26 protein-coding genes are annotated in these 23,975 nt (G+C 73.7%); 14 read left to right on the forward strand and 12 right to left on the reverse strand.

Annotated features, from left to right (window positions below):
* Nucleotides 1–199: 199 nt before the first annotated feature.
* Nucleotides 200–2,320: a glycosyltransferase family 2 protein gene (locus IH61_RS0115520; RefSeq protein ID WP_051837130.1), complete on the forward strand. Its 2,121-nt coding sequence runs from the start codon at nt 200–202 to the stop codon at nt 2,318–2,320.
* Entirely contained in the window at nt 2,317–4,251 is a 1,935-nt protein-coding gene (locus IH61_RS0115525) for a kelch motif-containing protein (RefSeq protein WP_031069947.1), read from the forward strand. Before IH61_RS0115520 ends, IH61_RS0115525 begins: the two co-directional genes overlap by 4 nt.
* 71 nt (nt 4,252–4,322) lie before the next feature.
* Here the strand turns inward: IH61_RS0115525 and IH61_RS0115530 are convergent, their stop codons facing one another.
* The 4 genes from IH61_RS0115530 to IH61_RS0115545 form a co-directional block, all read right to left on the reverse strand.
* Nucleotides 4,323–5,351 carry a glycoside hydrolase family 6 protein gene (locus IH61_RS0115530; protein WP_031069949.1) on the reverse strand — a complete coding sequence of 343 codons (1,029 nt, stop codon included), beginning with the start codon at nt 5,349–5,351 and terminating at the stop codon, nt 4,323–4,325.
* A 225-nt stretch (nt 5,352–5,576) separates the two neighbouring features.
* A complete protein-coding gene (locus IH61_RS0115535; protein WP_199823322.1) occupies nt 5,577–6,305 on the reverse strand; it encodes a uracil-DNA glycosylase in 729 nt (242 codons plus the stop codon).
* 57 nt (nt 6,306–6,362) lie between these two features.
* Nucleotides 6,363–7,544, reverse strand: coding sequence for a low temperature requirement protein A (locus tag IH61_RS0115540; RefSeq protein WP_063763207.1), 1,182 nt, complete (start codon nt 7,542–7,544; stop codon nt 6,363–6,365).
* 149 nt (nt 7,545–7,693) lie between these two features.
* Nucleotides 7,694–8,473, reverse strand: a complete 780-nt coding sequence (locus IH61_RS0115545) for an HAD-IIA family hydrolase (RefSeq protein WP_031069956.1) — start codon at nt 8,471–8,473, stop codon at nt 7,694–7,696.
* 167 nt (nt 8,474–8,640) lie between these two features.
* Here IH61_RS0115545 and IH61_RS0115550 point away from each other — a divergent pair, with 167 nt between their 5' ends.
* Nucleotides 8,641–9,714, forward strand: coding sequence for a Gfo/Idh/MocA family oxidoreductase (locus IH61_RS0115550; protein WP_031069958.1), 1,074 nt, complete (start codon nt 8,641–8,643; stop codon nt 9,712–9,714).
* Between the two features lie 44 nt (nt 9,715–9,758).
* Nucleotides 9,759–10,373 carry a hypothetical protein gene (locus IH61_RS42900; protein WP_051837132.1) on the forward strand — a complete coding sequence of 205 codons (615 nt, stop codon included), beginning with the start codon at nt 9,759–9,761 and terminating at the stop codon, nt 10,371–10,373.
* On the opposite strand, the gene IH61_RS0115565 is transcribed toward IH61_RS42900, so the two are convergent.
* Nucleotides 10,360–10,782 (reverse strand): type II toxin-antitoxin system VapC family toxin, encoded by a 423-nt coding sequence (locus tag IH61_RS0115565; protein WP_037972789.1) that lies wholly within the window; start codon nt 10,780–10,782, stop codon nt 10,360–10,362. The two genes, IH61_RS42900 and IH61_RS0115565, sit on opposite strands and share 14 nt — an antisense overlap.
* On the reverse strand, nt 10,775–11,059 hold the full coding sequence (locus tag IH61_RS0115570) for a type II toxin-antitoxin system Phd/YefM family antitoxin (RefSeq protein WP_031069963.1): 285 nt from the start codon (nt 11,057–11,059) through the stop codon (nt 10,775–10,777). Before IH61_RS0115570 ends, IH61_RS0115565 begins: the two co-directional genes overlap by 8 nt.
* Before the next feature lie 139 nt (nt 11,060–11,198).
* On the opposite strand from IH61_RS0115570, the gene IH61_RS46965 reads away from it, so the two are divergent.
* Together IH61_RS46965 and IH61_RS0115580 are read left to right on the forward strand one after the other, a co-directional pair.
* A complete protein-coding gene (locus tag IH61_RS46965) occupies nt 11,199–11,489 on the forward strand; it encodes a DUF6412 domain-containing protein (protein ID WP_037972791.1) in 291 nt (96 codons plus the stop codon).
* 72 nt (nt 11,490–11,561) lie between these two features.
* Nucleotides 11,562–12,251, forward strand: coding sequence for a YidC/Oxa1 family membrane protein insertase (locus IH61_RS0115580; protein ID WP_031069967.1), 690 nt, complete (start codon nt 11,562–11,564; stop codon nt 12,249–12,251).
* 14 nt (nt 12,252–12,265) lie between these two features.
* Here IH61_RS0115580 and IH61_RS0115585 read toward each other — a convergent pair whose 3' ends face one another.
* The gene (locus IH61_RS0115585) at nt 12,266–12,958 is read right to left on the reverse strand and encodes an HAD family hydrolase (RefSeq protein WP_031069969.1); all 693 of its coding nucleotides are present in this window, start codon (nt 12,956–12,958) and stop codon (nt 12,266–12,268) included.
* 22 nt (nt 12,959–12,980) lie between these two features.
* Nucleotides 12,981–13,526: an NUDIX hydrolase gene (locus tag IH61_RS0115590; RefSeq protein WP_037972792.1), complete on the reverse strand. Its 546-nt coding sequence runs from the start codon at nt 13,524–13,526 to the stop codon at nt 12,981–12,983.
* Nucleotides 13,527–13,754: 228 nt separating this feature from the next.
* Here IH61_RS0115590 and IH61_RS0115595 point away from each other — a divergent pair, with 228 nt between their 5' ends.
* From IH61_RS0115595 to IH61_RS0115610, 4 genes are all read left to right on the forward strand, one after another.
* Entirely contained in the window at nt 13,755–14,522 is a 768-nt protein-coding gene (locus tag IH61_RS0115595) for a CDP-alcohol phosphatidyltransferase family protein (RefSeq protein WP_031069974.1), read from the forward strand.
* Nucleotides 14,523–14,705: 183 nt separating this feature from the next.
* Nucleotides 14,706–15,299 (forward strand): hypothetical protein, encoded by a 594-nt coding sequence (locus tag IH61_RS0115600; RefSeq protein ID WP_234327192.1) that lies wholly within the window; start codon nt 14,706–14,708, stop codon nt 15,297–15,299.
* Between the two features lie 234 nt (nt 15,300–15,533).
* Entirely contained in the window at nt 15,534–16,262 is a 729-nt protein-coding gene (locus IH61_RS0115605; RefSeq protein WP_037972794.1) for an RNA polymerase sigma factor, read from the forward strand.
* Nucleotides 16,259–17,020, forward strand: a complete 762-nt coding sequence (locus IH61_RS0115610) for a hypothetical protein (RefSeq protein ID WP_031069981.1) — start codon at nt 16,259–16,261, stop codon at nt 17,018–17,020. The genes IH61_RS0115605 and IH61_RS0115610 overlap by 4 nt, the downstream gene beginning before the upstream one ends.
* Here IH61_RS0115610 and IH61_RS0115615 read toward each other — a convergent pair.
* Nucleotides 16,986–17,369, reverse strand: coding sequence for an ArsR/SmtB family transcription factor (locus IH61_RS0115615; protein ID WP_051837134.1), 384 nt, complete (start codon nt 17,367–17,369; stop codon nt 16,986–16,988). The genes IH61_RS0115610 and IH61_RS0115615 overlap by 35 nt on opposite strands.
* 111 nt (nt 17,370–17,480) lie before the next feature.
* On the opposite strand from IH61_RS0115615, the gene IH61_RS0115620 reads away from it, so the two are divergent.
* From IH61_RS0115620 to IH61_RS0115630, 3 genes are all read left to right on the forward strand, one after another.
* Nucleotides 17,481–18,467, forward strand: a complete 987-nt coding sequence (locus IH61_RS0115620; protein ID WP_031069986.1) for a quinone oxidoreductase family protein — start codon at nt 17,481–17,483, stop codon at nt 18,465–18,467.
* Between the two features lie 72 nt (nt 18,468–18,539).
* Complete coding sequence (locus IH61_RS0115625; protein ID WP_031069988.1) at nt 18,540–19,472, forward strand: alpha/beta hydrolase; 933 nt, start codon at nt 18,540–18,542, stop codon at nt 19,470–19,472.
* Between the two features lie 29 nt (nt 19,473–19,501).
* Nucleotides 19,502–20,302 carry a helix-turn-helix transcriptional regulator gene (locus IH61_RS0115630; RefSeq protein ID WP_051837135.1) on the forward strand — a complete coding sequence of 267 codons (801 nt, stop codon included), beginning with the start codon at nt 19,502–19,504 and terminating at the stop codon, nt 20,300–20,302.
* Here IH61_RS0115630 and IH61_RS0115635 read toward each other — a convergent pair.
* Nucleotides 20,259–21,047, reverse strand: coding sequence for an SDR family NAD(P)-dependent oxidoreductase (locus IH61_RS0115635; protein WP_051837138.1), 789 nt, complete (start codon nt 21,045–21,047; stop codon nt 20,259–20,261). The genes IH61_RS0115630 and IH61_RS0115635 overlap by 44 nt on opposite strands.
* Before the next feature lie 62 nt (nt 21,048–21,109).
* On the reverse strand, nt 21,110–21,907 hold the full coding sequence (locus IH61_RS40920) for a serine/threonine-protein kinase (protein WP_051837140.1): 798 nt from the start codon (nt 21,905–21,907) through the stop codon (nt 21,110–21,112).
* A gap of 130 nt (nt 21,908–22,037) precedes the next feature.
* Between IH61_RS40920 and IH61_RS0115645 the strand changes: the two genes are divergently transcribed.
* On the forward strand, nt 22,038–22,877 hold the full coding sequence (locus IH61_RS0115645) for an SDR family oxidoreductase (RefSeq protein ID WP_031069993.1): 840 nt from the start codon (nt 22,038–22,040) through the stop codon (nt 22,875–22,877).
* Nucleotides 22,878–22,975: 98 nt separating this feature from the next.
* Here the strand turns inward: IH61_RS0115645 and IH61_RS0115650 are convergent, their stop codons facing one another.
* Entirely contained in the window at nt 22,976–23,911 is a 936-nt protein-coding gene (locus IH61_RS0115650; RefSeq protein WP_031069995.1) for a DUF6891 domain-containing protein, read from the reverse strand.
* Between the last annotated feature and the right edge of the window lie 64 nt (nt 23,912–23,975).

The following is a 23,975-nucleotide window of genomic DNA, read 5'->3' on the forward strand; positions in this document are numbered from 1 at the left end:
CGAACGACATAACGGCCGAGGGGAATGTGGGGCCGGGCGATATGCCATCCGGCACATTCACGCCCTTATCACCCGAGCCAGCCAGCATGGCCAAGAACCATAGTATCTTCACGCTTGAGTGGTGATCATTTCTCCTGATGCTTGCGATCGCCCCTGTGTTCCATGAGAGTTGAAGCCGCCAACTCCGGGGGGAGCAACCATGACCTTGCCGTTCTCACGACGAGGGGACGTCGGAACGGCCCACGAGGGGACCAGCGCAAAGGGGTACGGCGAAGCCCCGGCCACCGAGCCCGAGCCCGAAGCCCCGTACGACTACGCCCACTTCAGCCGCCTCGCCGGCCCGGCCTACGATCCCGACGAGCCGGACGCCCTGGGCGATCCGGACGGCCCGAACGACCCGGACGAGCACGACGGCTTCGGCGGAGGCGTCTACCGGCCGGAAGCCCGCTCACCCGGCCCCGACCGCACCGCCGCGCCCTACCGCGTCCGCTACCGCAGCCTGCTGCGCCACGAGCCGCACCGCCTGCGCGCCGCCCTGTTACTGGTCGCCGCGCCCGTGGTGGAGGCGATCCTGCTGGTCTGGCTGCTGCTGCCGGAGCACTGGCCCGAGCGCGCCGACGAGACCAACTCCCTTGTGCTGCTGGGCGACAAGGTGATGATCGGCATCATCGCGCTCGTCGAACTGTTCCGCCTGGTCAACGTCGTCTCCAACGTCCACGCCACGCTCGCGGCCCGCGACCCGATCCCGGTGACGCCCGAACCCGGCACCCGGGTCGCCTTCCTCACCACCTGCGTCCCCGGCAAGGAACCGCCGGAGATGGTCCGGGCCACGCTCCTCGCGGCCCGCTCGGTCCGGCACGAAGGACCGTACGACGTCTGGCTGTTGGACGAGGGAAACGATCCTGCAATGCGGTCCCTCTGCGCCGAGCTGGGCGTGCGCCACTTCAGCCGCGCCGACCGCCCGCACTGGAACACGCCCAAGGGCCGCTTCCGGGAGCGGACCAAGCACGGCAACTACAACGCCTGGCTCCAGGCCCACGGCGAGGACTACGAGTTCTGGGTCTCCGTGGACACCGACCACGTGCCGCTGCCCGACCTCTGCGAGCGCATGCTCGGCTACTTCCGCGACCCCGACGTGGCCTTCGTCGTCGGCCCCCAGGTCTACGGGAACTACCGCAGCTCCGGCTCGGTCGTCACCAAGTTCTCCGAGAGCCAGCAGTACCTCTTCCACGCCCTCATCCAGCGCGCCGGAAACCGTTACGGCGCACCGATGTTCGTCGGCACCAACAACGCCGTCCGGATCGGCGCGCTCCGCTCGATCGGCGGACTGTCCGACTCCATCACCGAGGACATGGCCACGGGCCTGGAGTTCCACCGCAGCCGCAACCCCGACACCGGCGAGCGCTGGAAGTCCGTGTACACCCCGGACGTCCTCGCCGTCGGCGAGGGCCCGTCCTCCTGGACCGACTTCTTCTCCCAGCAGCTGCGCTGGAGCCGCGGCACCTACGAGACCCTGCTCACCCGCTACTGGCGGGTGATGTGGCGGCTCTCGCCCGGCCGGCTGCTCAACTACACGCTGATGCTGTGCTTCTACCCGATGGCCGCGCTCACCTGGCTGCTCGGCGGCGTCTCCAGCGTGCTCTACCTGGGCTTCGGCGCCTCCGGCGTCCACGTCTCCTCGGAGATCTGGATGATGCTCTACAGCGACGCCGCCGCACTCCAACTCCTGCTCTACACCTGGAACCGCAAGCACAACGTCAGCCCGCACGAGCCGGCCGGCTCCTCCGGGGTGGCGGGCATGGTGATGTCGGCGCTGTGCGGCCCGATCTACGCGGCCTCGCTGCTCCAGGCCCTGGTGCGCGGGCGCGGCCGCTTCGTGGTGACGCCCAAGGGCCGCTCGGCCAGCACCGACCGGCCCGGCACCTTCCGCTACCACCTGTTCTGGGCGCTGGTGTTCGGCGGCGCCGTCACCGCCTCCTTCTTCACCGGCTACGACCACGTCGCCATGCGCACCTGGGCCTGCATCGCGCTCGCGCTCACCGTCCTGCCGATGCTGCTGCCGGCCGCCGACGCCGTGCGGCGGCGGCGCACCCGGCCCACCGCGTACCTCGCCTTCACGGGCGGGCCGGGGGCGCCGAGGGTCGTCCCGGAGAAGCGGGACACCCCGACCGTGCCGCTCCAGCTCGCCCGGGGGCCGCTCGTCGAGGGGCCGCTCGAGGGGCCGTTCGTCGAGGGGCCGCTCGTTGAGGCCCCGTTCGTCGAGGGCCCGCTCGCCCATCCGTCCGCTGAGCTCGTCTCCCGAGGGGACTCCACCACGTGAAGATCCGCAAGGCCGGGCGGACCAGGCGCTTCGCCCTCGGCAGCACCGTCGCGCTGACCGTCGCCGGGATGAACGCGCCCGCCGTCCTCGGCTTCGCCAACGACCGGTACCACCAGTACGTGATCAACCGCCCCGAGTACAAGGCGGAGTTCGGGCACTGGCAGACCCTCACGCTGCCCGCGAAGTTCCGGGTCAACGCCGTGCACGCCACGCTGCTGCACACCGGCAAGGTGCTGATCATCGCCGGTTCCGGCAACGACGAGAAGCAGTTCAACGCGGGCACCTTCAAGAGCCTGCTCTGGGACCCGGCGAAGAACACGTACAAGATGATCCCCACCCCCGCCGACATGTTCTGCGGCGGCCACGCCTCCCTCCCGGACGGCCGGGTGCTGGTGGCGGGCGGCACCGCCCGGTACGAGAAGCTGGACGGCGCGGTGAAGAAGGCCGGCGGCGTGATGCGGGTGCGCAACGAGAGCCCCGACGGCGCCCGGACCTTCGACAAGGGCACCGTCTTCGTCGGCCCGAACGGGCGCGAGTACGTCTCCACCGCCCCGGTGACCGTCCCGGCCGCGACCAAGACCGGCGCCGGCAGCCAGACCGTCGTCACCGCCGGGGAGCAGCACGTCTACGTCGAGGCCCTCGGCGAGGGCCGCGACTGGGTCGCCGCCGCGCCCGCCCAGTACCGCGTCAAGGGCCTGACCGGCGCCGACGCCCACAACCTGTACGGGCAGAGCGCGAAGATCACCCTCGACAAACAGGAGTACCAGGGCATCCGGGCCGCCTTCGAGTTCAACCCGGACACCGAGCTGTACGAGCAGGTCACCGACATGGCGCACGCCCGCTGGTACCCGACGCTCACCGGGCTCGGCGACGGCCGGGTGGTCACCGTCTCGGGCCTGGACGACACCGGCGAGATCCTCAACGGCAACGACAACGAGGTGTACGACCCGAGGACCAAGTCCTGGTCCAAGGGCCCCGACCGCTACTTCCCGACCTACCCGTCGATCTTCCTGACGGCGAGCGGCAAGCTCTTCTACTCCGGCTCCAACGCGGGCTACGGCCCCGCCGACAAGGGCCGCGTCCCCGGAGTGTGGGACCTGGCGACCAACGCCTTCCAGCCCGCCCCGGGCCTGCGCGACCCCGGCCTGACCGAGACCTCCGCCTCGGTGCTGCTGCCGCCCGCGCAGGCGCAGAAGGTGATGGTGCTCGGCGGCGGTGGCGTCGGCGAGTCCCCGCGGTCCACCGCCCGTACCGACATCATCGACCTGACCAGGCCCAGGCCCGCCTTCACCCCCGGCCCGGACCTGCCCGCCGGCGGCACCCGCTACCTCAACAGCGTGATCCTGCCGGACGACACCGTGTTCACCACCGGCGGCTCCAGCGGCTACCGGGGCCGGGGCGAGAGCGACCTGCTCAAGGCCCAGGTGTACCACCCTGATTCCAACACCTTCACCGGGGCCGCCGAGCCGACCGTGGGCCGCGACTACCACTCCGAGGCGCTGCTGCTGCCGGACGGGCGGGTCGCGGTGCTCGGCTCCAACCCGCTGTTCGCGGACAAGGCGGAGACCCAGCCGGGCGGCTTCGAGCAGCGCATCGAGATCTGGACCCCGCCGTACCTGTACCGCAGCGGGCGCCCCGAGGTGAGCACCGCGCCGGAGACGGCGAAGCTTGGCGGCACGGTGAAGGTCGGCACCTCCCGGCCGGACGCGGTGGCCACCGCCAAGCTGATCCGGCCGAGTTCGGTCACCCACGTCACCGACGTCGAGCAGCGCTCGGTGGCGCTGGACATCACCGGGCGCGGGCCGGACGGCGTCTCGCTCGCCCTGCCGAAGAACCCCAACCTGCTGCCGCCGGGCTGGTACATGCTGTTCCTGACGGACGCCGCCGGGACGCCTTCGGTGGCGCGCTGGATCGAGGTCGGCGCCCCGTAGTCCGGCTCACCGCCCGGCGGGTTCACTGCCCGGCGAGTTCACCGTCCGGCGGGTTCACTGCCCGGCGAGGTTCACTGCCCGGCGCGGGCCAGCCCCAGGGCGTACGGCAGCCAGAACTCGCCCGCCCGGGGCTCGCCCCGGCCGCACTCGCCGTCCGACTCGCCCGGGTTCTTGATCCACAGGTAGGCGTCGATCCCGGGGCGGCCGGTGTCGGCGGTCGGCGCGGTGCCGAGGGCGCGTCCGGGCGGGTTGCACCAGGCGTCGGCCCCCGCCGAGCCGTTGCCGTTGCGGCTGGTGTCGACGACGAAGTGCTTGCCGTCCAGGGCGGCGGAGAGCCTGGCTCCGTAGGCGGCGTCGCGCTCGGTGTCGTAGAAGTTGGAGACGTTGACGGCGAAGCCGTCCGCCGCCGCGACACCGGACTTGCGCAGGGCTCCGGCGAGCTCGGCCGGGTCCTGCACCCAGCCGGGGTTGCCGGCGTCCAGGTAGACCCGGACGTTGGGGCGCTTCTTCAACTCCTGGACGGCGAAGGCCAGGAGGCCGTAGCGCTCGGCGGCCACGTCGCCCTTGACCCCGCAGCCGTCCAGGGTGTGCGCGACGGCGTCCGGCTCCAGGACCACCCAGGCGCGGCGGTCGCCGAGGGCCTGCGCGACCTCGGTGATCCAGGCCCGGTAGGCGGCCGCGTCGGCGGCGCCGCCGGCGGAGTAGAGGCCGCAGTCGCGGTGCGGGATGTTGTAGGCGACGAAGACGGCCGTCCGGTTCGCCTCGGTGGCGCGGCGGCCGATCTCCTCGGCGATCCGGCCGGCGCCCTGCTCGCCGAGCCACTGCGAGGAGGGCTGGGCGGCGATCCTGGCCAGGGCGTCGGCCTCCGCCGTACGGCCCTGGGCGCGCAGCTCGCCCAACTGGCGGGCGGCGTTGGTCCGGTCGGAGACGTAGAAGGTCTGGCCGGGCAGTTGGGGCAGGGTTCCGGGCGGTGTGTTCGGTGTCGCCGTCGCCGGGGGTGCGGCCTGGACGGCCGAGCCGCCCGTGGCCCCACCGGAGTCGCTGCAGCCCACCAGCAGCCCGGCGAGAACCGCTCCCGCCGACCACCGCCATGTCCCCACCCGGCGCACGTGATGCCCCTCCCCAACCGGTGCTGCCCACCGGCCGGGCACAAGCTAAGCACATCCGGAGCCACGCGACTGGCCCGGGCGGTGAACGCCGGGTGGCCGTGCGCGGGCGTAACGATCCGCCCGCGCACGGCTCCTGTCCGGCGGTCAGGCCGTCTGCCAGACCTTCCGTCGGACCTTCCGTCGGACCTTCCGTCGGACCTTCTGTCAGCCCTTCTGTCAGTCCTTCTTGAGGTCCGGCACCCGCCAGTCGATGGCCTCGGCGCCGAAGCCGTCCAGCGCCGCGTTGATCTGCGAGAACGGGCGGCTGCCGAAGAACAGCTTCGCGGACAGCGGCGACGGGTGCGCGCCCTGCACGACCACGTGCCGCTCGGTGTCGATCAGCGGCAGCTTCTTCTTGGCGTAGTTGCCCCACAGCACGAAGACCACCGGCTCCTCGCGCGCGCTCACCGCCTTGATCACCGCGTCGGTGAACTTCTCCCAGCCCTTGGCCTTGTGCGAGTTGGCCTCGTGGGCGCGGACGGTGAGCACCGCGTTGAGCAGCAGCACGCCCTGCTCGGCCCAGTGCATCAGGTAGCCGTTGTCGGGGGCGGGGATGCCGAGGTCGGCGTCCAGCTCCTTGAAGATGTTGCGCAGCGAGGGCGGCGTCCTGGTGCCGGGCAGCACCGAGAAGCTCATGCCGTGGGCCTGGCCGTCGTCGTGGTACGGGTCCTGGCCGAGGACGAGCACCCGGACCTTCTCGTACGGCGTGGCCTCCAGGGCGCTGAACTCCTGGCCGCTGGGCGGGAACACCTGGTGCTCCGCGCGCTCGGCCGCCACGAAGGCCGCCAGCTCGGCGAAGTACGGCTTCTCCGTCTCGGCGCCCAGCACCTCGCGCCAGGACTCGGGCAGCTCCAGCCCGCCGCCCTCACCGGCGTCGACCGCGCTCGCCTGGACCGTGTCCGTCACGACATCTACCTCCCACACTGCGGCTCCCGCGCCGCACACCCTCTAACACCCCGAACGCTACACAGGCCCACCGACAGCCCGCTCCGCTGTCTCGTAACTCTCCTCCGCGGATACGGCGGCCGCGGCCGCACGCTCGACCTTCAGGTGCTCCACGACGTTGAGCGCCACCAGCAGCACGGCCAGCGTGACCAGCACCACCAGCGCCGGCAGGCGCACCATCGCGGGCGCCAGTGCCAGCACCAGCGCCGCCGCGACCACCCGGGTCGTGGCGACGGTGCGGAACATCATCCAGCGCGTGTACCCGAAGGTCGTCAGGTAGAGCGCGCAGCCCCCGTACAGCAGCGCCACCGCGCCGGGCTCGAGCACCCGCCAGGGGTCGGCGACCGTCTCCCCGAAGCCGACCGCCACCCCGATCACCCCGGCGACCAGCGCGAGGTGCCCGTACTGGAAGACCCGCCGGATCACGTCCCGCCGCGAGTCGGCGACCTCGACGGCGTGGCGCATCGCGTCCGCCGCGTAGACGAAGTACTGCCACCACAGCCCGGCCGAGATGGTGAACGCGGCGGCCACGGCGGCGAGTTCGGCCGCGTCCAGCCGGGCGCCGGCCGCCGTGCCGCCGATGCCGACGATCGACTCCCCCAGTGCCACCAGCAGGAACAGCGCGAACCGCTCCGGCATGTGGGTGGGGTGGTAGGCCACCACGGCCAGCCTGCGCCGGAACACCACCGGAACCGAGAGGTCGCACAGCGCGGCCGTCGCCCACAGCGCCAGCCGGGGGCCGTCCGGCAGCAGCCCGCCCAGCACCAGCAGCGGCCCGCTGACCAGCACCCCGGCTCCGTACGGGCCGCGCCAGACGCCGGGGATGCGGATCAGCAGGAGCAGCAGCACCACCCGGGCCAGCCAGTACGCCAGGCCCAGCAGCAGCCCCCGGCCGCCCCAGGCTCCGGGGACGGCCAGCGCCATGAACAGGCCCGCCAGGGCGACGAACAGGATGCCGAGGCGGTCCCGCAGGTTGTCCACGTCGCGGATGTTGGCCTGCACGGTGGTGCCGACCCAGCACCAGTACACCGGGACGAAGACCACCAGCGCCTGCACCAGCCCGAGGGGGCCGTGGTCGTGGTGCAGCAGCCCCGAGACCTGGGTGATCGCGAAGACGAAGACCAGGTCGAAGTACAGCTCGGCCCAGGTGACCCGCTTCTCCTCCTGGCCGCCCGCCTCGACTACACCTGTCGTGCTCATCCGCCCGTTCCTCCCCGCCCGCCCCATGACTACATCCGTAGTGCCACTACTCCTGTAGTGCCACTACAGGAGTAGTGGCACTACACCCGGCGTACGAAGGCCCCGCTCCGGCGACGGCCGGAACGGGGCCCACGACAGCACCGCAGAAACTAGACCAACTCGACGAGGTCCGCGATCGACTTGACCACCCGGGTCGGCCGGTACGGGAACCGCTCGACGTCCTCGGCGGCCGTCAGACCGGTGAGCACCAGGATGGTCTCCATCCCGGCCTCCATGCCCGCGACGATGTCGGTGTCCATCCGGTCGCCGATCATCACGGCGCTCTCCGAGTGCGCCCCGGCCGTGTTCAGCGCTTCGCGCATCATCAGCGGGTTGGGCTTGCCGACGAAGTACGGCTCCACGCCCGTCGCCTTGGTGATCAGCGCCGCGACCGACCCGGTGGCCGGCAGCACCCCCTCGGTGGAGGGGCCCGTCTCGTCGGGGTTGGTGCAGATGAACCGCGCGCCCTGGTTGATCAGCCGGATCGCCTTGGTCAGCGCCTCGAACGAGTACGTCCGCGTCTCGCCCAGCACGACGTAGTCCGGGTTGTTGTCCGTCAGCACGTACCCGGCCTGGTACAGGGCGGTGGTCAGGCCCGCCTCCCCGATCACGTACGCCGTTCCGTTGGGGCGCTGACCCTTGAGGAAGCTCGCGGTCGCCAGGGCCGAGGTCCAGATGCACTCCTCCGGCACCTCCAGCCCCATCCCGGCCAGCCGGGCGCTGAGGTCACGCGGGGTGTAGATGGAGTTGTTGGTCAGCACCAGGAACGGCTTGCCGGACTCCCGCAGCCTGCGCAGGAACTCCTTCGCCCCCGGAATCGGCGTGCCCTCGTGGATGAGGACCCCGTCCATGTCGGTCAGCCAGGACTCGATGGGCTTGCGGTCTGCCACGTGCGTGTCTCCCGAAGTGTTGCAACGTCTTGCGAGGGGGCCCTGACGCGCCCCAGCCTAATCCGCCCACCCCGACGAGGACAGGACGTATCGCCCCCCGGACGCCCACCCCAACACCCGGCGGCCGAACCGGGAGGAAGGGGGCGCCGTGTGGTTGGGTGGGCGGCATGAGCGGTGAGACGGCGGGTGCGGCGCGGGTCGGGCTGATCGGGTACGGGCTGGCCGGGTCGGCCTTCCACGCGCCGTTGATCGCGACGACGCCCGGGCTGCGGCTGGCGGCCGTGGTCACGGCCAATCCGGAGCGACGGGAGCAGTTGGCGCGCGAGCATCCCGGGGCCCGGGCGGTGGACACGCCCGAACTGCTGCTCGCGGACCCGGAGGGGCTGGACCTGGTCGTCATCGCCTCGCCGAACCGTACGCACGCACCGCTGGCGAGGGCGGCGCTGCGGGCGGGGCTGGCCACGGTGGTGGACAAGCCGCTGGCGGGGACGGCCGCCGAGGCGCTGGAGCTGTGCCGGCTGGCGGATTCGCGCGGGGTGCTGCTGTCCGTGTTCCAGAACCGGCGCTGGGACGGGGACTTCCTCACGGCGAGCCGGCTTGTGCGCGGCGGCGCGCTCGGGCGGGTGCACCGGTTCGAGTCCCGGTTCGAGCGGTTCCGTCCGAAGCCGAAGCCGGGCTGGCGGGAGCTGGCCGATCCGGCCGAGGCCGGGGGCACGCTGTACGACCTGGGCAGCCACCTGGTCGACCAGGCGCTCACGCTGTTCGGGCCGGTCGAGACGGTGTACGCGGAGGTGGACGTGCGCCGCGACGGCGCGGTGGTCGACGACGACGCCTTCCTCGCCCTCACCCACGCCTCCGGCACCCGCTCCCACCTGTGGACCAGCGCCCTCACCCCGCTGACCGGCCCCCGGCTGCGGGTGCTCGGCGACACCGCCGGCTACGTCAAGGCGGGCATGGACCCGCAGGAGGCCGACCTGCGCGCGGGCCTGCGCCCCGGCAACGACCGCCCGTGGGGCGCGGACCTGCCGGAGCGCTACGGCACCCTGGGTACCGACGAGTCCGCGATCTCCCTGCCCACCGACCCCGGCGACTACCCGGCCTTCTACGCCGGCATCGCCGCCGCCCTCGCCTCCCCCGGCACCCCGCCCCCGGTCGACCCGTACGACGCGGTGGCCGCCCTGACCGTCCTGGAGGCCGCCCGCGCCTCGGCGGCGACGGGGACGACCGTCCGGCTGGCCTGACCGACCCCTTATCCCTCCTTGATCGCTGCCCCTACGATGACCGGATGACCACACCCGGGGGGCGGCCGCTGAGCCACGACGAGCAGCGGGAACGCGAACGGGCCTGGTCCGCGCAGCAGAAGGAACGCGAGCGGGCCTGGACCGAGGAGCACCGCAAGCGCCAGGCCGCCCTGGAGGTCGAGCAGCGCGAGCAGGAGCGGGTTGAGTTCGCCGCCCGGGAACGCACCGCCTGGGCGCTGGGCAAGCGCGGCGGGCGCATCGGCCACCTCGACGTCACCGCGCCGGACGGCGAGCAGGTGCGGATCGCGGTGGTGTGGCTCGGCCGGTTCCGGGCCACCCGCAAGCCGCTGGACGACTACGCCCCGCTGCGGCACGTCATACCGGACGGCGAGGGCGTCCTGCTGCTCATCCCGATCGCGGCGCTCATCGGCCTCGACTTCGCACTGCGCTGGGCCGTCCTGGCCCTGCTCGGCCGCCCCCGCTGGGCCGTCGGCGCCGCGGTGGGCGACGACCGGGGCAAGGGCGGGGACAACAACCTCGTCCTCCTGCGCACCCGGCACCGGGACACCGCCCTGCGGCAGGCGTCGGCCCTGGCCGACGCGGTGGAGCGCACGGGGCGAACCGCCCTCACGCCCCTCACGCCCCTCACACCCCGATGACCTCCACCGCCGAGGCCAGCCCCCGGAAGTCCCCCACGTTGCGGGTGTACAGCGGCAGCCCGTGCGCGGAGGCGACGGCGGCGATCATCAGGTCGATCCGCCGCGGCCGGGGCTGGCGCCCGGCGGCGATCGTCAGCGTGACCAGCGTCCCGTACCGGGCGGCGGCCGCCGCGTCGAAGGGCAGCGGCTCGAAGTCGGCCATCGCCGCCCCGAGCACCTCCATCCGCGCGGCCCGGCTGGCCGGGTCCCGCGCCATCGACACGCCCTGCTGCAGCTCCGCGAAGGTGATGGCGGTCAGCTCCGGGACGGCCGGCAGGTCCGAGGGCCGCAGCAGCGCCAGATCGATGTAGACACACGTGTCCAGCACCCCGGCCGGCCTGCGCCGGGACGCCCGCCTGCGCTCAGCCACGCGCCCGCTCGAACGGATCGTCGCCCTCGTCCCCGACCAGCTCCTCGGGCCCGAAGTACTCCTCCGCCTCCTTGCGCATCTCCTGGTAGTCCACCCGCGGCAACTTCACGTGCCGCGCCACCAGTTCCTCCGCCGTCAACCGCCGCCGCCCCGAAACCGGCCGCAACTCCGCGACCTCCACCCCGTTCCTGGTGATGTGGAAGGTCTCCCCCGCCTCCACCTGATCCATCACCGCGGCGGAGTTGTTCCGGAACTCCCGCTGGGTAATCGTCCTCATCCCCCCAAGGTAGCCCCGCGTAGCACCACTGGCTACACCTCCGCCCGCCGTGCGGGAACCCGGCGGACCCCACGATCGTCCTGCTGGACGAGCAGGCCGGGAACTCAGGTCCCGGAAGACACCGAAGGGGGGCACGGGCATGGCGATCGTCGCGATGGTGCTCGGGCTGCTTCGGGTGTTGACCGGGGATGTGGTGGGTGACGGCGGGGCGTTGGCGGCGGTGGCTGCGGCGGCGGTGGTGCTGCTGGCCGGTACGGCTGCGGTGGCGTTGGCCGGGGCCCGGGTGCTGGGGGTGCGGGCGCCGGCGGTGGTGCGCAGCGGGGTGCTGCGGCGGCGGGCGTTCCGTACGGCGTTCCTGCCGCAGCGTGATCCGGACGCCCGGGGCAGGCGGCGTCCGAGGGCTCCGGGTGCGGTCCCGGCGGCCGTGTAGATCTGCTTTCGGCTTCGCGGCCGTCCTCCGTCGACCACTCATGTCCTGAGACCCCGGAGGGCTCGCTCCACCATGTCCGTTCTCGCTGTTCTCGACCCTGCCGTCGCCGTCGCCCATGCGGCCGTCGCCGCGCTCGCCCACGTCCTGCCGACCGCGCTCGCGATCGTCCTGTTCACCGTCGCCGTACGGCTGGCGCTGCATCCGCTGGCGCGGGCGGCGGCGCGCGGGGGGAAGGCGCGGGGGAGGCTGGCGCCGAGGGTCGCGGAGTTGCAGAAGAAGCACGAGGAGCGCCCGGAGCGGCTGCGGGAGGCGCTGGCGGAGCTGTACCGGGAGGAGCAGGTGTCGCCGGTGGCGGGGTGTCTGCCGATGCTGGTGCAGATTCCGTTCTTCTCGGTGATGTACCGGCTGTTCACCACGCCGAACGACCTGCTGGACCACACCCTGTTCGGCGTTCCGCTGGGGCTGCACGTCGGGGGCGCGCACGGTGCCGGGCAGGTGGCGGTGTTCGTGGCGCTGGAGGTGGGGCTGGCGGCGGTCGGGTTCGTCAACTACCGCCGGGCGCGGCGGGCGGCCGCGGCGCAGGCGACTCCGCAGCCGGGGGCGCGGGTGCTGCCGTACCTGTCGTTCGGGTCGGCGCTGTTCGCGCTGCTGGTGCCGGTGGCGGCCGTGCTGTACCTGCTGACGACGGGCGTGTGGTCGACGGCGGAGCGGGCGTGGCTGTACCGGGGTGTCCCGGTGCCGGCGGCCGCTCTCGCCGTCTGACCGGCGCGGAAGTGTCAGAAGTGGCGCAGCAGTTCGGGGAACGCCCCGAGCTGCAGCGTCACCTCCTCCGGGCCGAGTTCGACGTGCTCGAGCACCCAGGTGCGCTCGTGCGGGATGAAGACGGTGCGCAGCCCGGCCTTGCGGGCGGGGGCGATGTCGGACTTGGGCGAGTTGCCGATCATCCACGTCCGGTCGGGGTCGAGGCCGAGGTCGGCGGTGAGCTGCAGGTAGGTGTCGACGGACTTCTCGGCGACGATGTGGACGCCCCGGAAGTGGTGGTCGACGGTGGAGGCGTCCACCTTGGCCTGCTGCTCGTCCCGGTCGCCCTTGGTGAGCAGCAGCAGGTGGTGCCGGCCGGCGAGGGCGCCGAGGGTGTCGGCGACGCCGGGCATCAGCTCGATCGCGCCGCGGTCGGTGAGCGGGGTGAGCAGGGCGTCGATGCGGGCCACGTCGGCGGCGGTCACCTCCCGGTCGGCGCCGTACAGGTGGTGCAGGCAGTCGACGAGGCTCTGCCGGAAGACGCCGGCGCCGTAGCCGTGGGCGGCGGAGTTGTCGGCCTCGATCCGGTCGAGCAGGGCCGTGACGCCCTCGCGCTCGGAGGGGGTGGCGACCCAGTCCAGGAAGCCGTCGGTGACGCGCTCGAAGAGGACGTTGTTCTCCCAGAGGGTGTCGTCGGCGTCGAAGATGAGGATCTGGTCGGTGTGCATCGGGGTCCTTGGTGGTGGTGGGTCAGGCGAGCGTGCGGGCGGCCCGGTCGAGGGTTTCGCGGAGGTTCTCCTCGCTGGTCCGCAGCCGCGCCTCGTCGAGGGTGAGCCACTCCAGCGGGGCGTCCGGGTTCTCGGGGCGGACCCGGTCGGGGGTGTCGGTGGCGAGGAGGAAGCGCAGGTCGACGTGCTCGTGGGCGGGTTCGACGGCGTTGGCGGGCACCGGGACCACGACGAGGTGGGCGAGCGCGGCGTCGGGCCAGGGGGTGAGGTCGGTGAGGCCCGTCTCCTCGCGGCCCTCGCGCAGGGCGATGTCCAGCGGCAGGGTCTCGCCCGGGTCGCCGTGGCCGCCGACCTGCAGCCACGCCTGCTGGCGCACGTGCCAGCGCAGCAGGACGCGGCGGGTCGGCGGGTGGACGATCAGCGCGGAGGCGGTGAAGTGCAGCGGGGTGGCGCGGTCCCAGGCGTCGGGGGCGCCGACCAGGGGCAGGGCTCTGGCGTGGTCGGCGGTCTCGGCGGGGCCCTGCGGGCGGTGGTCGTCCAGGAGTCGGGCCAGCTGGGGGCTCTGCACGGTGGGGATGCTCCTCGTTCCGCTGCCGGCCGCGTCGACCGGGCAGGAGGGTCGGGTGGTCAGGGTCCGGCGAACCCGCGCAGCCTAGCTTCGCGCCGTACCGGCGGCCCAGCGGTTTTCACCCGGATGCCGGACCGTACGGGCGGCGCGTACCGGTGGTCGGGGCGGGCTCCCGGAGGCCGTAGCCTCTGTGGTGATCATTCAGGGCCAGGTGGAGGGAAGTTCGTGATGGTGGCTGCTCCGGCACTCGCCGAGCTGCGCGAGGTGTGCCAGCCGCAGGCCAAGCTGCAGAGCCGCAACGGTGAGCACTGGGCGGGCCGGCTGTACATGCGGGCGGTCTCGCTGCGGACCACCCGTCAGCTGGTGCGCACCTCGGTGTCGCCCAACACCCTGACCTGGGTGATGGTGGTGTGCGGCGTCGGCGGCGGCGCGGCGCTGCTGATCCCGGGCCTGACGGGCGCGGTGCTGGCGGCGGTGCTGTTCCAGCTGTTCCTGCTGTTCGACTGCGTGGACGGCGAAGTGGCGCGCTGGAAGCGCCAGTTCAGCATGGCCGGGGTGTACGTGGACCGGCTCGGCGCCTACCTCGCGGACGCCGCGCTGATGATCGGCGCGGGCGTACGGGCGGCGCGCGGCGGCTCGGACCTGTGGGTGTCGGCGGGCCTGGCGGCCGCGCTGGGCGTGGTGCTGCTCAAGGCGTCGACGGACCTGGTGGACGTGGCCCGGGCGCGCAGCGGCCAGGCCCCGGCGGACGAGGAGTCGACGCAGCCACGTTCGCAGGGCATCGCGACGGCCCGCAGGCTCGCCTCCATCTTCAAGATCCACCGGGTGACCAACGGCATCGAGGCTTCGCTGGTGCTGCTGGCGGCGGCCGTGGTGGACGCCGGGCTGCACAACCTGGACGCGACCCGGTGGACGCTCGCCGGGATCGCGGTGATCACCTGGGGGATGGTGGTGGCGCACCTGGCGTCGATCCTGTCCTCCTCCCGGCTGCGCTGACGGCTGAGGCGTCGCGGCTGCGGTGACGGTTCTGGCGTCGCTGCGGCGGTGGCGGCCCGGGCGGCCCGGCCGCAGTGGCGCGCGGCGGTCGGAGACCCCACTCCCCCGCGCGGGGGAGGGCCCGCGCCGAAGCCCGTCCACGGGCGGACGCGGCGGGCCCGGGCCGCGCGGGAGGGTGGCGACATGACGACGACCCAGCCCCTCCCCGCCCTGGCCGCCACCGCCCCGGTGCTCGACGGGGTGCTCGACCGGGTGCTCGACCCGGCCGCCGTGCCGGCCGCGCCCCGGTGGGCCGTGCGCGCCGCGCACCTGGCCGCCGTCACTGCGCTTCCGGCGGGCCTGTGGCGGCTCGGGCTGGTCGCGGGCTGGCACGGCGGGTACTCCGACGCGGGCTACCACGCGGTGGGCTTCACCGGCTGGGACGCCGTGTGGCCGCTCACCCTGAGTGTGCTGACGGAGGCGCTGGCGCTGCTCACCCTCGGGCTGGTCCGCCCCTGGGGCACGGTGCCGCCGCGCTGGGTGCCGTTCGTCGGCGGGCGCCCGGTGAACCCGCGGGCCGTGGTGCCGGCCGCCTCGCTGGGCGCCGCGGGGCTGGTGGTGATGTGGACGCCGTTCGCCGCCTGGTGGAGCGTGGAGCACCCGTACATGACCCCGACCGGGCACCTGCTGGTCGGCTTCCTCTACCTGCCCTCGGTGCTGTGGGGGCCGCTGCTGGCCGCGGTCACCGTCTCGTACCGCCGGCGCCACCGCGCCGCCACGGCCGTACGGCCCTCCTGACCCGGGCCCGCCCCTTCGCTCCCCCTGCGTCTGCCCGGAGGCGGGGGTGCGGAGACGGGCCCGAGGGCGGACGCCGGTCCGCCCTGCCGCCGACGCCCCCGACCGCTCCCCCGCGGCCGGGGGCGTCGGCGTTCCGGGGCGTCGGCGTTCCCGGGCAGCGGAGTTCCGGGCGACGACCGCCGTACAGTGACGCAGGTCACGGCAACGGCGGGGCGGGCGCGGACAGGACGGGGTGTGGAGACATCGATACGCGCGCGCATCCGCGCCGGGGACGCCGCCGCCTTCGGGGCACTCTTCGAGGATCACGCCCGGGCGGTGCACCGGCACGCCCTGCGGATGACCGGGGACCGGACCGCCGCCGAGGACGTGGTCTCGCTGACCTTCCTGGAGGCGTGGCGGCTGCGCTCCCGGGTCGATCCGGAGGGCGAGAGCCTGCTGCCGTGGCTGCTGGGCATCGCCGGGAACGTCATCCGCAACACCCGCCGGGCCGCGCGCCGTCACCACCGGGCCATGGCCGCGCTGCCGCCGCGCGAGGAGGTGCCGGACTTCGCCGGCGAGCTGGCCTCGCGGATCGCCGACGCGGAGGAACTGGCCGCCGCCAAGGCCGCGTTGGAGCAGCTGCGCCCGGCCGACCGTGAGGTGTTCGCCCTGTGTGTGTGGGAGGGCCTGGACCACGCGGCGGTCGCCGAGGCGCTGGACCGCCCGGTGGGCACGATCCGCTCGCGGCTCTCGCGCGCCCGCGCCCGGCTGCGGGAGCTGACGGCGCGGGAGCTGGCCGGGGCGCGGTCCGTACGGGCGTCGCGGCCACTGCCGGGTGCGGCGCCGTCGGGTGCGGCGCCGTCGAACGCGGTGTCGTCGGGTGCGGCGCCTCCGAGTGGGGTCGTGCAACGCGCCGGGGGCGGCGGACAGGTAACAGGTGACCGCACCCTCGCGGTTCGGCCGGACGAGGAGACGATCCGATGAACGCCACCCCCGACCGCCAGGCCGAGGACTCGGCCGCACGGGAGGAACTGGCCGGACGGGAGGAACTGGCCGTACGGGAGGAACTGGCCCGGCTGCTGCCGGCCCCGGCCGCCCCGGAACTCTCCGCGAGCCGCCAACTCCTCCTCAAGGAGCACCTGATGGACAGCATCACCGAGGCCCCGTCCCGCCGCCCCGCCCGCCGCCGCTTCGCCCTGGCCATCGCCCTGCCCGTCGCCCTGGCGGCGGCCGTCGCCGGGGTCCTCCTCGTGGGCGGGAGCGGCGACAACGGCGACAGCGGCGAGGCCGGCGGCCGGGGCGCCGGGCCCCGCATCCTGGGCAGCGTCACCAACGTCGCGTACACCCTGGAGAGCACCACGGACACCGTCCGCCTGATCATCCTGGAGAACAACAAGCCGGTGGACACCGACCAACTCCAGCGCGACCTCGACAAGTTCGGCATCCGCGCCCGGGTGTACGCCGGCGAGCCCGGCTGCAGGGCCAAGGGGCCGAAGATCGCCACGCACGACAACGACGACGGCTGGCACATGGAGATGGTGAAGGACAAGATGATCCTCACCGCCCGCCCGGACGCGATCCCGGCCGGCGAGAAGCTGTTCATCTACCTGCCGCTGGCCAAGAGCTCCCCGGAGAACGGCTTCCGCGAGCTGGAGTCCGGGCTGATGAAGTCCCCCGGGCCGGCCTGCATGCCGTCCAGGGAGTTCGTCAACCCGCTGGCGAGCCTGCTCCCGACGCCGTGACCGCCCCCTCCGCGCTCCCGCTTCCCCGGGCGTACGCGGCCAGGACGCTGTCGAGCAGTCCGGGGAAGCGGTGCTCCAGGTCGACGGCGCGCAGCGCGGAGATGCGCCGGTTGGCCTCCTCGCGCTGGGTGATCAGCCCCGACTCCCGCAGCACCTTGAAGTGGTGGCTGAGGGTGGACGGCGCGACGTCCACCGGGAAGGTGCCGCAGGGGCGCTCGGCCTCGGCGCGCAGAACGCTGACGATGGTCATCCGGGTGGGGTCGGAGAGGGCGTGCAGGACGTCGAAGAGGTCGATCTCCTCCGTCGCGGGGTGGGTGAGCGCCGGTCGGCGGCGGGTGCTTCGGGGCATGTCACGACCCTCCTGATCTGCGATGTTCGACAACCGTCGAAGCGTGGTGCTATCAATGTCAGCACAACAGCTTCGATGTTCGTAGAACATCGTAACGGAGGGGGTTCCGACATGCGTGCACTGGTGATGACCGCACCCGGCGGGAGCGAGAACTCGCAGGTCCAGGAGGTGGAGGTTCCGCGCCCCGACCCCGGCGAGGTCACGATCGACGTCGCCTACGCCGGGCTCAACTTCGTCGACGTGATGGCCCGCCGCGGCGACGGCGGCTACGTCCAGGAGTGGCCGTACCGGCCGGGCAAGGAGGTCTCCGGTACGGTCCGCGAGCTCGGCGCGGGCGTCACGGGCCTGGCCGTCGGGGACCGCGTGGTCGCCGCCCCGGTCGGCGGCGGGCTCGCCGGGACGGCCGTCGCCGAGGCGGCGCTCACCGTGCCCGCCCCGGACGGGCTCTCCCTGCGCGAGGCCGCCGCCGTCCCGCTCGGCCTCGCCACCGCGATGCTGCTGCTGGGCGACGCCGGCCGCTTCACCCCCGGCGACACCGTCCTGGTGCACTCCGCCGGCGGCGGCATCGGCCAGGCGATCGGCCAGCTGGTGCCCCTGCTCGGCGGCGGCACCCTGATCGGCACGGTCGGCCGCCCCTCGAAGGCCGCCGCCGTCACCGACTCCGGCTACCAGCACGCCTTCGCCCGCGACGCGGACCTCGCCGAGTCCGTCCGCGCCGCGACCGGCGGCCGGGGCGTCGACCTGGTGCTCGACCCGCTCGGCACCGAAGCCCTGGACCTCGACCTCGACCTCGCCGCCCCCGGCGGCCGCATCGTCCTCTTCGGCAACGCGGGCGGCGGCAGCCTCGACGCCCTCCCGCCCCTCGGCCGCCTCATGGCCGGCAACCTCACCGTCACCGGCTTCAGTCACCGCTTTCTCGCCGCCACCGCACCCGAGCGCCTGGGCCGCGCCATCCACCGCGTCCTCGACCTGCTCGCCACGGGCGGCCTGACCGTCCCCGTCACCGAACTGCCCGACCTCGACGCCGTCCCCGCCGCCCACGAGGCCATGCAGGAGCGGCGGGCCGTCGGCAAGTACGTGGTCCGCGTGGGCGGTTGACCGATCGGAGTGACGCAGGCCACAGGAAAAGGGTGACACGGGGCTGTCGCGCGGGGCCGTCACCATCGACGCATGACGATCACCGATGAGGACTGCCTCGCCGAAACCCTCGCCTTCAACGCCCGGTTCGAGGCCACGGCCGCCGAACGTCCCGTACGCGGGCGGGCGTTGGACCCCGAGACGCTGACGCACCTGCGGCGCAACCGGCTGGCCGGGGACGCGCCGCCGGTGCGGCTCGCGCAGGGGCAGGACCGGGTGCTGCCGTGCGGGGTGAAGGTGCGGGCGTTCGTGCCGGAGCGGGCCGAGGGGGTGTACCTGCACATCCACGGGGGCGGGTGGGCGTTCGGCTCCGCGGACGGGCAGGACGAGAGGCTGTGGCGGATCGCCGTCGAGGCGCGGCTGGCCGTGGTGAGCGTGGAGTACCGCCTGGCACCCGAACACCCCTTCCCCGCCGGGCCGGACGACTGCGAGGCCGCCGCGCGCTGGCTGGTGGAGCACGCCGAGGTCGAGTTCGGCACGCGGCGGCTCATGATCGGCGGCGAGTCGGCCGGCGCCCACCTGAGCGTCCTGACACTGCTGCGCCTGCGCGACCGGCACGGCGTCACCGGCGCGTTCCGGGCCGCCCACCTGCTCTTCGGCCCGTACGACCTGTCGATGACACCCAGCCAGCGCTCCTTCGGCTCCCGGCCGCTGCTGAGCAACTCCGACTCCCTGCGTGGGAGTTACGAGCTCCTCACGCCGGGGACCAGCCCGGAGCAGCGCCGCGACCCAGAGGTGTCGCCGCTGTACGCCGACCTGACGGGGCTGCCGCCCGCGCGGATCGTCGTCGGCACGGAGGATCCGCTGCTGGACGACTCGCTCTTCCTCGCGCAGCGGTGGCAGGCGGCGGGGGCGGACGTCCAACTCGGCGTCGTCGCCGGGGCGATGCACGGGTTCACCCTGTTCCCGCTGACGGTCACGGGCCGCGAGCAGCGGCGGGAGCGGGAGTTCCTGGCCGCCGCGTAGGCCGGGCGTGTGACGGTAGGTTCGGCGGCATGATCCGCACCCCTCGCCTCTACGCCCTGGTGGAGGAACTGCGCGCGGCGGCGCCGCGACCGCTGACGGTCGCCGCGCTCGCCGCGCGCTTCGAGGTGAGCACCCGCACCGTCCAGCGCGACCTCCAGGTGCTGATGGAGGCCGGCGTGCCGGTGCGCGCCGTCACCGGGCGGGGCGGCGGCTGGGCGATCGACCCGGCGATGACCCTCCCGCCGATCCGGTTCACCACCGAGGAGGCGTCGGCCCTGGTCGCCGCGCTCGCCGCCGCCGACGCCTCGGCGCCGTACGCGGGCGCGGTCCGTACGGCGTCCCAGAAGATCGCCGCCTCGATGACCGGCCCCGCCTCCACGGCCGCCCAACAGCTCGCCGCCCGGATCGTCGCCCTGCCCGCGCGGACGGCGGAGTCGGTGCGCACGGCCGTGGAGCAGGCGCTCACCGAGGGCACGGTGCTGCGGCTGTCCTACGTCGACGCGTCCGGGCAGGAGAGCGAGCGCGCCGTGGAACCGGCCGGGCTGCTGACGGCGGACGGCAAGTGGTACCTCATCGCCTGGTGCCGCACGCGCCGGGCCGGCCGGGGCTTCCGGCTCGACCGCGTCACGGCGGCCACCCCGACCGGGGAGAAGGCGCCGCCCCACGACCTGTCCGCCCTGCTGCACGGCTCGGCGGCTGCGGGCGCGCGGCGGCCCGGGGCGCTGGCTCCGCTCACGCCGACTGCGCCGCTCACGCCGACTGCGCCGCCCGCGCCGCCGCCGCCGCTTACGCCGCGAAGCCCCCGTCGACCGCCAGCTCCGCGCCCGTGATGTACCGGGCGCTCTCGCCGACCAGGTACGAGACGGCGTCCGCGACCTCCGCCGCCGTGCCGTAGCGGCCCAGCGCGGTGAACGAGCGCTGGAAGTCGGCGGATTCGCCGTCGCCCGGGTTCATGTCGGTGTCGATCGGGCCCGGGTGCACCAGGTTGACGGTGACCCCGCGCGGCCCGAACTCCCGGGCCATGCCCTTGGTGAAGCCGATCAGCGCGGCCTTGCTGGTCGCGTAGAGCACGCCTCCGGGGAAGGCCACGCGCTGCGCGATGCAGCTGCCGATGCTCACGATCCGCCCGCCGTCGGCCAGGTGCTGCGCCGCCGCCTGGGCGTAGAGGTAGGGCGCGCGGACGTTCACCTCCAACACCCGGTCGATCTCGTCGAGTTCCACGCCCTCGATCGGCCCGAAGGCACCCACACCCGCGTTGTTCACCAGGATGTCCAGCCGCCCGAACCGCTCGACGACCGCCGCCACCGCGCCGCGCACCGCCTCCGGGTCGGCGCTGTCCGCGCGGACGGCCCAGCCGGTGCGGCCCATCGCCGTGATCTTGGCGGCCACCTCGTCGGCCGCCTCGGCCGAGTTCTGGTAGGTCAGCACCACGTCCGCGCCGTCCTCGGCCAGGCGCAGCGCGACCGCTGCCCCCATCCCCCGGCTGCCGCCGGTCACCAGCGCCACCTTGCCGTCGAGCGCCGCCGCGTCGTTCATCGTCATCTCCACCGAATTCCTCGTTCCCGTCTTGGACATGACTCGATCCTCGACGGGAACGGCTCGGGGTTCCGGCGGTATTCAGACGTGACGTTCAATCTTCAACAGGGCGCCCGCGAACCTGCCGATCGGCTCCCGCAACCGCGCCACCGGCAGGCGCGGGAAGCCACCGTCGGGATACACCGGGCACTCGCCGTCCGGAGACCCGCGACGCTCGGCCGCGCCTCGGGGTTCGTCGCCGGCAGCGCCGCGAGCAGCGGCTCCAGCCGCCCTGCGCGCCGGGTTCGCCGTGGCGCCTGGGTCAGGGCGGCGACGGGGTTCTCCCTCGGGTACGGCGGTTCGCCCTCGACCGCCTCGTAGAGCGACACCCCGAGCGAGAGGAGGTCCGAGGCCCCGCTCGGGGGCCTGCCCTGCCACCGCTCGGGCGCCGCGTACCCGGGCGTCCCGATGACCAGGTGGCTCGCCGTCAGCCGGCTGTCGCCGTGCTCGACCGCGATCCCGAAGTCGGCGAGCAGCACCTCCCCCTGGTCCGAGAGCATCACGTTCGCGGGCTTGATGTCGCGGTGGATGATCCCCGCGCCGTGCGCGGCCTCCAGGGGCCGCAGCAGCGACTCGGCCACGACGACCGCCCGGCCCTCCCCCAACGCGCCGTTCGCGGCGAGCTCCTCGGCGAGGGAGTGCCCCTCCACCAGCTCCATCACGATCCAGGGCGCACCGTCCACCTCGACGACGTCGTGCACCGTCACGACGTTGGGGTGGCTGCGCAGCCGGGCGGCGTGCCGCGCCTCCCGCGAGGCGCGGGCGAGGAGGCCCTTCCGCTCCTCGGGCGAGGCGTGGCCGAGCCGCACCTCCTTGATCGCCACCCGCACGCCGAGCACCGCGTCCTCGGCCGCCCACACCTGGCCGAATCCTCAGGCGCCCAGCCGGTACCGCCCCCCCGTAAGCATCGACTGCCGCCCAACTCCCGGGCCCGCCGCCGGCGATCCCGGCGGAGAATAGACCGGGGGGCGCACGGTGTTGGAGTGCCTCGTGCGACGAATACTTGTGGTGGGGGCGACCGGCAGCGTCGGTCGACACGTGGTGTCCGGGCTGACCGAAGGCGGCCACGCCGTACGGGCGTTGGTGCGCGACGCGGGGGCGTCCGCCCTGCCGGAGGGGGTCGAGGCCGTCCAGGGCGATCTGGCGGACCCGGAGAGCCTGGCGGCGGCCCTGGACGGGGTCTCGGCCGTGTACCTGATGTGGCCGGGCCTGCCCGGCGTCGACCCGGCCGGGGTGGTCGCGGCGATCGCCGCGCACGCCGAGCGCGTGGTGTACCTGTCGGCGAACGTCACCGACCTCGCGGACGGCGAACCGGCCACCATCTACCACCAGGACATCGAGCGGCTGATCCGCGGGTCCGGCCTGGCCTGGACGTTCGTCCGGGCGATCGACTTCGCGGGCAACGTCCTCGGCTGGGCGGGCCAGGTGCGCGAGGGCGTCGTCCGGTGGCCGTACGGGCGGGCGCGCCGCTCGCTGGTCCACGAGCGCGACATCGCCGAGGTCGCGGTGCGGGCGCTCGTCGAGGACGGGCACGACGGGGCGAAGTACCTGGTCACCGGCCCGGAGTCGCTGGAGCACGCCGAGCTGGTGCGGATCATCGGCGAGGAGGCGGGCGTCGAGGTGCGCTGGGAGGAGCTGGAGCCGGAGGTCGCCCGGGAGCAGCTGACGGCCGCCTGGGGCAACGCGGCGTTCGTCGACGCCCGGCTGCGGGCGTGGGAGTCGTTCACCCGCGAGCCCGAGCAGGTGACGGACACCGTGCGCCAGGTACTGGGGCGCGCGCCGCTGGACTTCCGCGCCTGGGCGAAGGAGCACGCGCCGGCCTTCCGCTGACGAGCGGCGGGTGCTTGCACAGGAAGTCGGCGGGGCCGACTTCCTGTGCGCGCGAGCCTCGGGACTACGGATGTAGTGCCACTACTTGCGTAGTGGCACTAGCCGACCAGGCGGCGCCGCCAGTCCAGGGGCGTGACGGAGACGGCCTTGGCGGGATCGCCGTCCCAGTCGGTGCGAAGGCCCACGGCATCGAGGGCGGCCACGACCTCGCGGCCGACGGCGGCGGTGGTCTCGGACGAGCCGTCGAAGCCGCCGTAGAGCAGCATCAGCCCGTGGCCGGCCGCGGCGGAGTCCGTGCACTGGGAGTGGAAGTAGACGAAGCCGCGTGTGCTGCCCTCGTCCTCGGCCTCGGCGCCGATCTCGGCCTGGCCGCAGCTGCGGCAGCAGGTGAAGTTCTCGCGGGCGGTGATCCCGGCCTCCCGGAGGGCGTCGAACGCGCGAGTGAGCCGCTCGGGGTCGGTCTCGCCCTGCCAGGACGCCTGCTCCGCGACCCGCTCCAGCCACAGCCGGTCGGCCAGAGCCTGCGCCTGGTCGCGCGAGACGGGTCGGCGGTCCTTCGTGACCAGGTACTCCTCGGCGGTCTCGGCCAACTGCTCGCGGGAGGCGTAGCCGGCGGCCAGCACCTCGCGCACGTGCCTCTCCAGCTCCTCGCGCTCACCGGCCTCCAGCTCGAGCGGCGGCACCTCGCGGGCGGGCCCCATGTCCAGCAGCGACCAGTCCGGGCCGCCGTCCCCGCCGTCGTCCCAGCCGTCCTCCCGGCGGGCCCAGCCGGTCAGCGCCGCGATCACGCCCTCGGGCCCGTCCACCATCGCCTGGAAGTGCCGGTCGGCGGAACCGTCACGGTGCTCCAGCTCGTAGTCGCCGCCGGCCTTGTGCCAGACCTGAGCGAAGACGTCCGGCAGGTCGGGTATCCGCTGGACGATCAGGAACCGGTCCCCGTCCTCGCCGATCCGCCGGACCAGCCCGGCCAGCTCCTCGGCGGACACACGCTCGTGCCGCTCCCAGTTCTCCGTCTTCACCACGATCTCGAGCATGCGCAGACTGTGGCACACCCCCGTGACGGCGGAGGTGGCGGGATCGCCCCCTGGTCGGATCGTG

Source organism: Streptomyces sp. NRRL WC-3742 (assembly GCF_000720635.1).
Lineage (GTDB): Bacteria > Actinomycetota > Actinomycetes > Streptomycetales > Streptomycetaceae > Kitasatospora.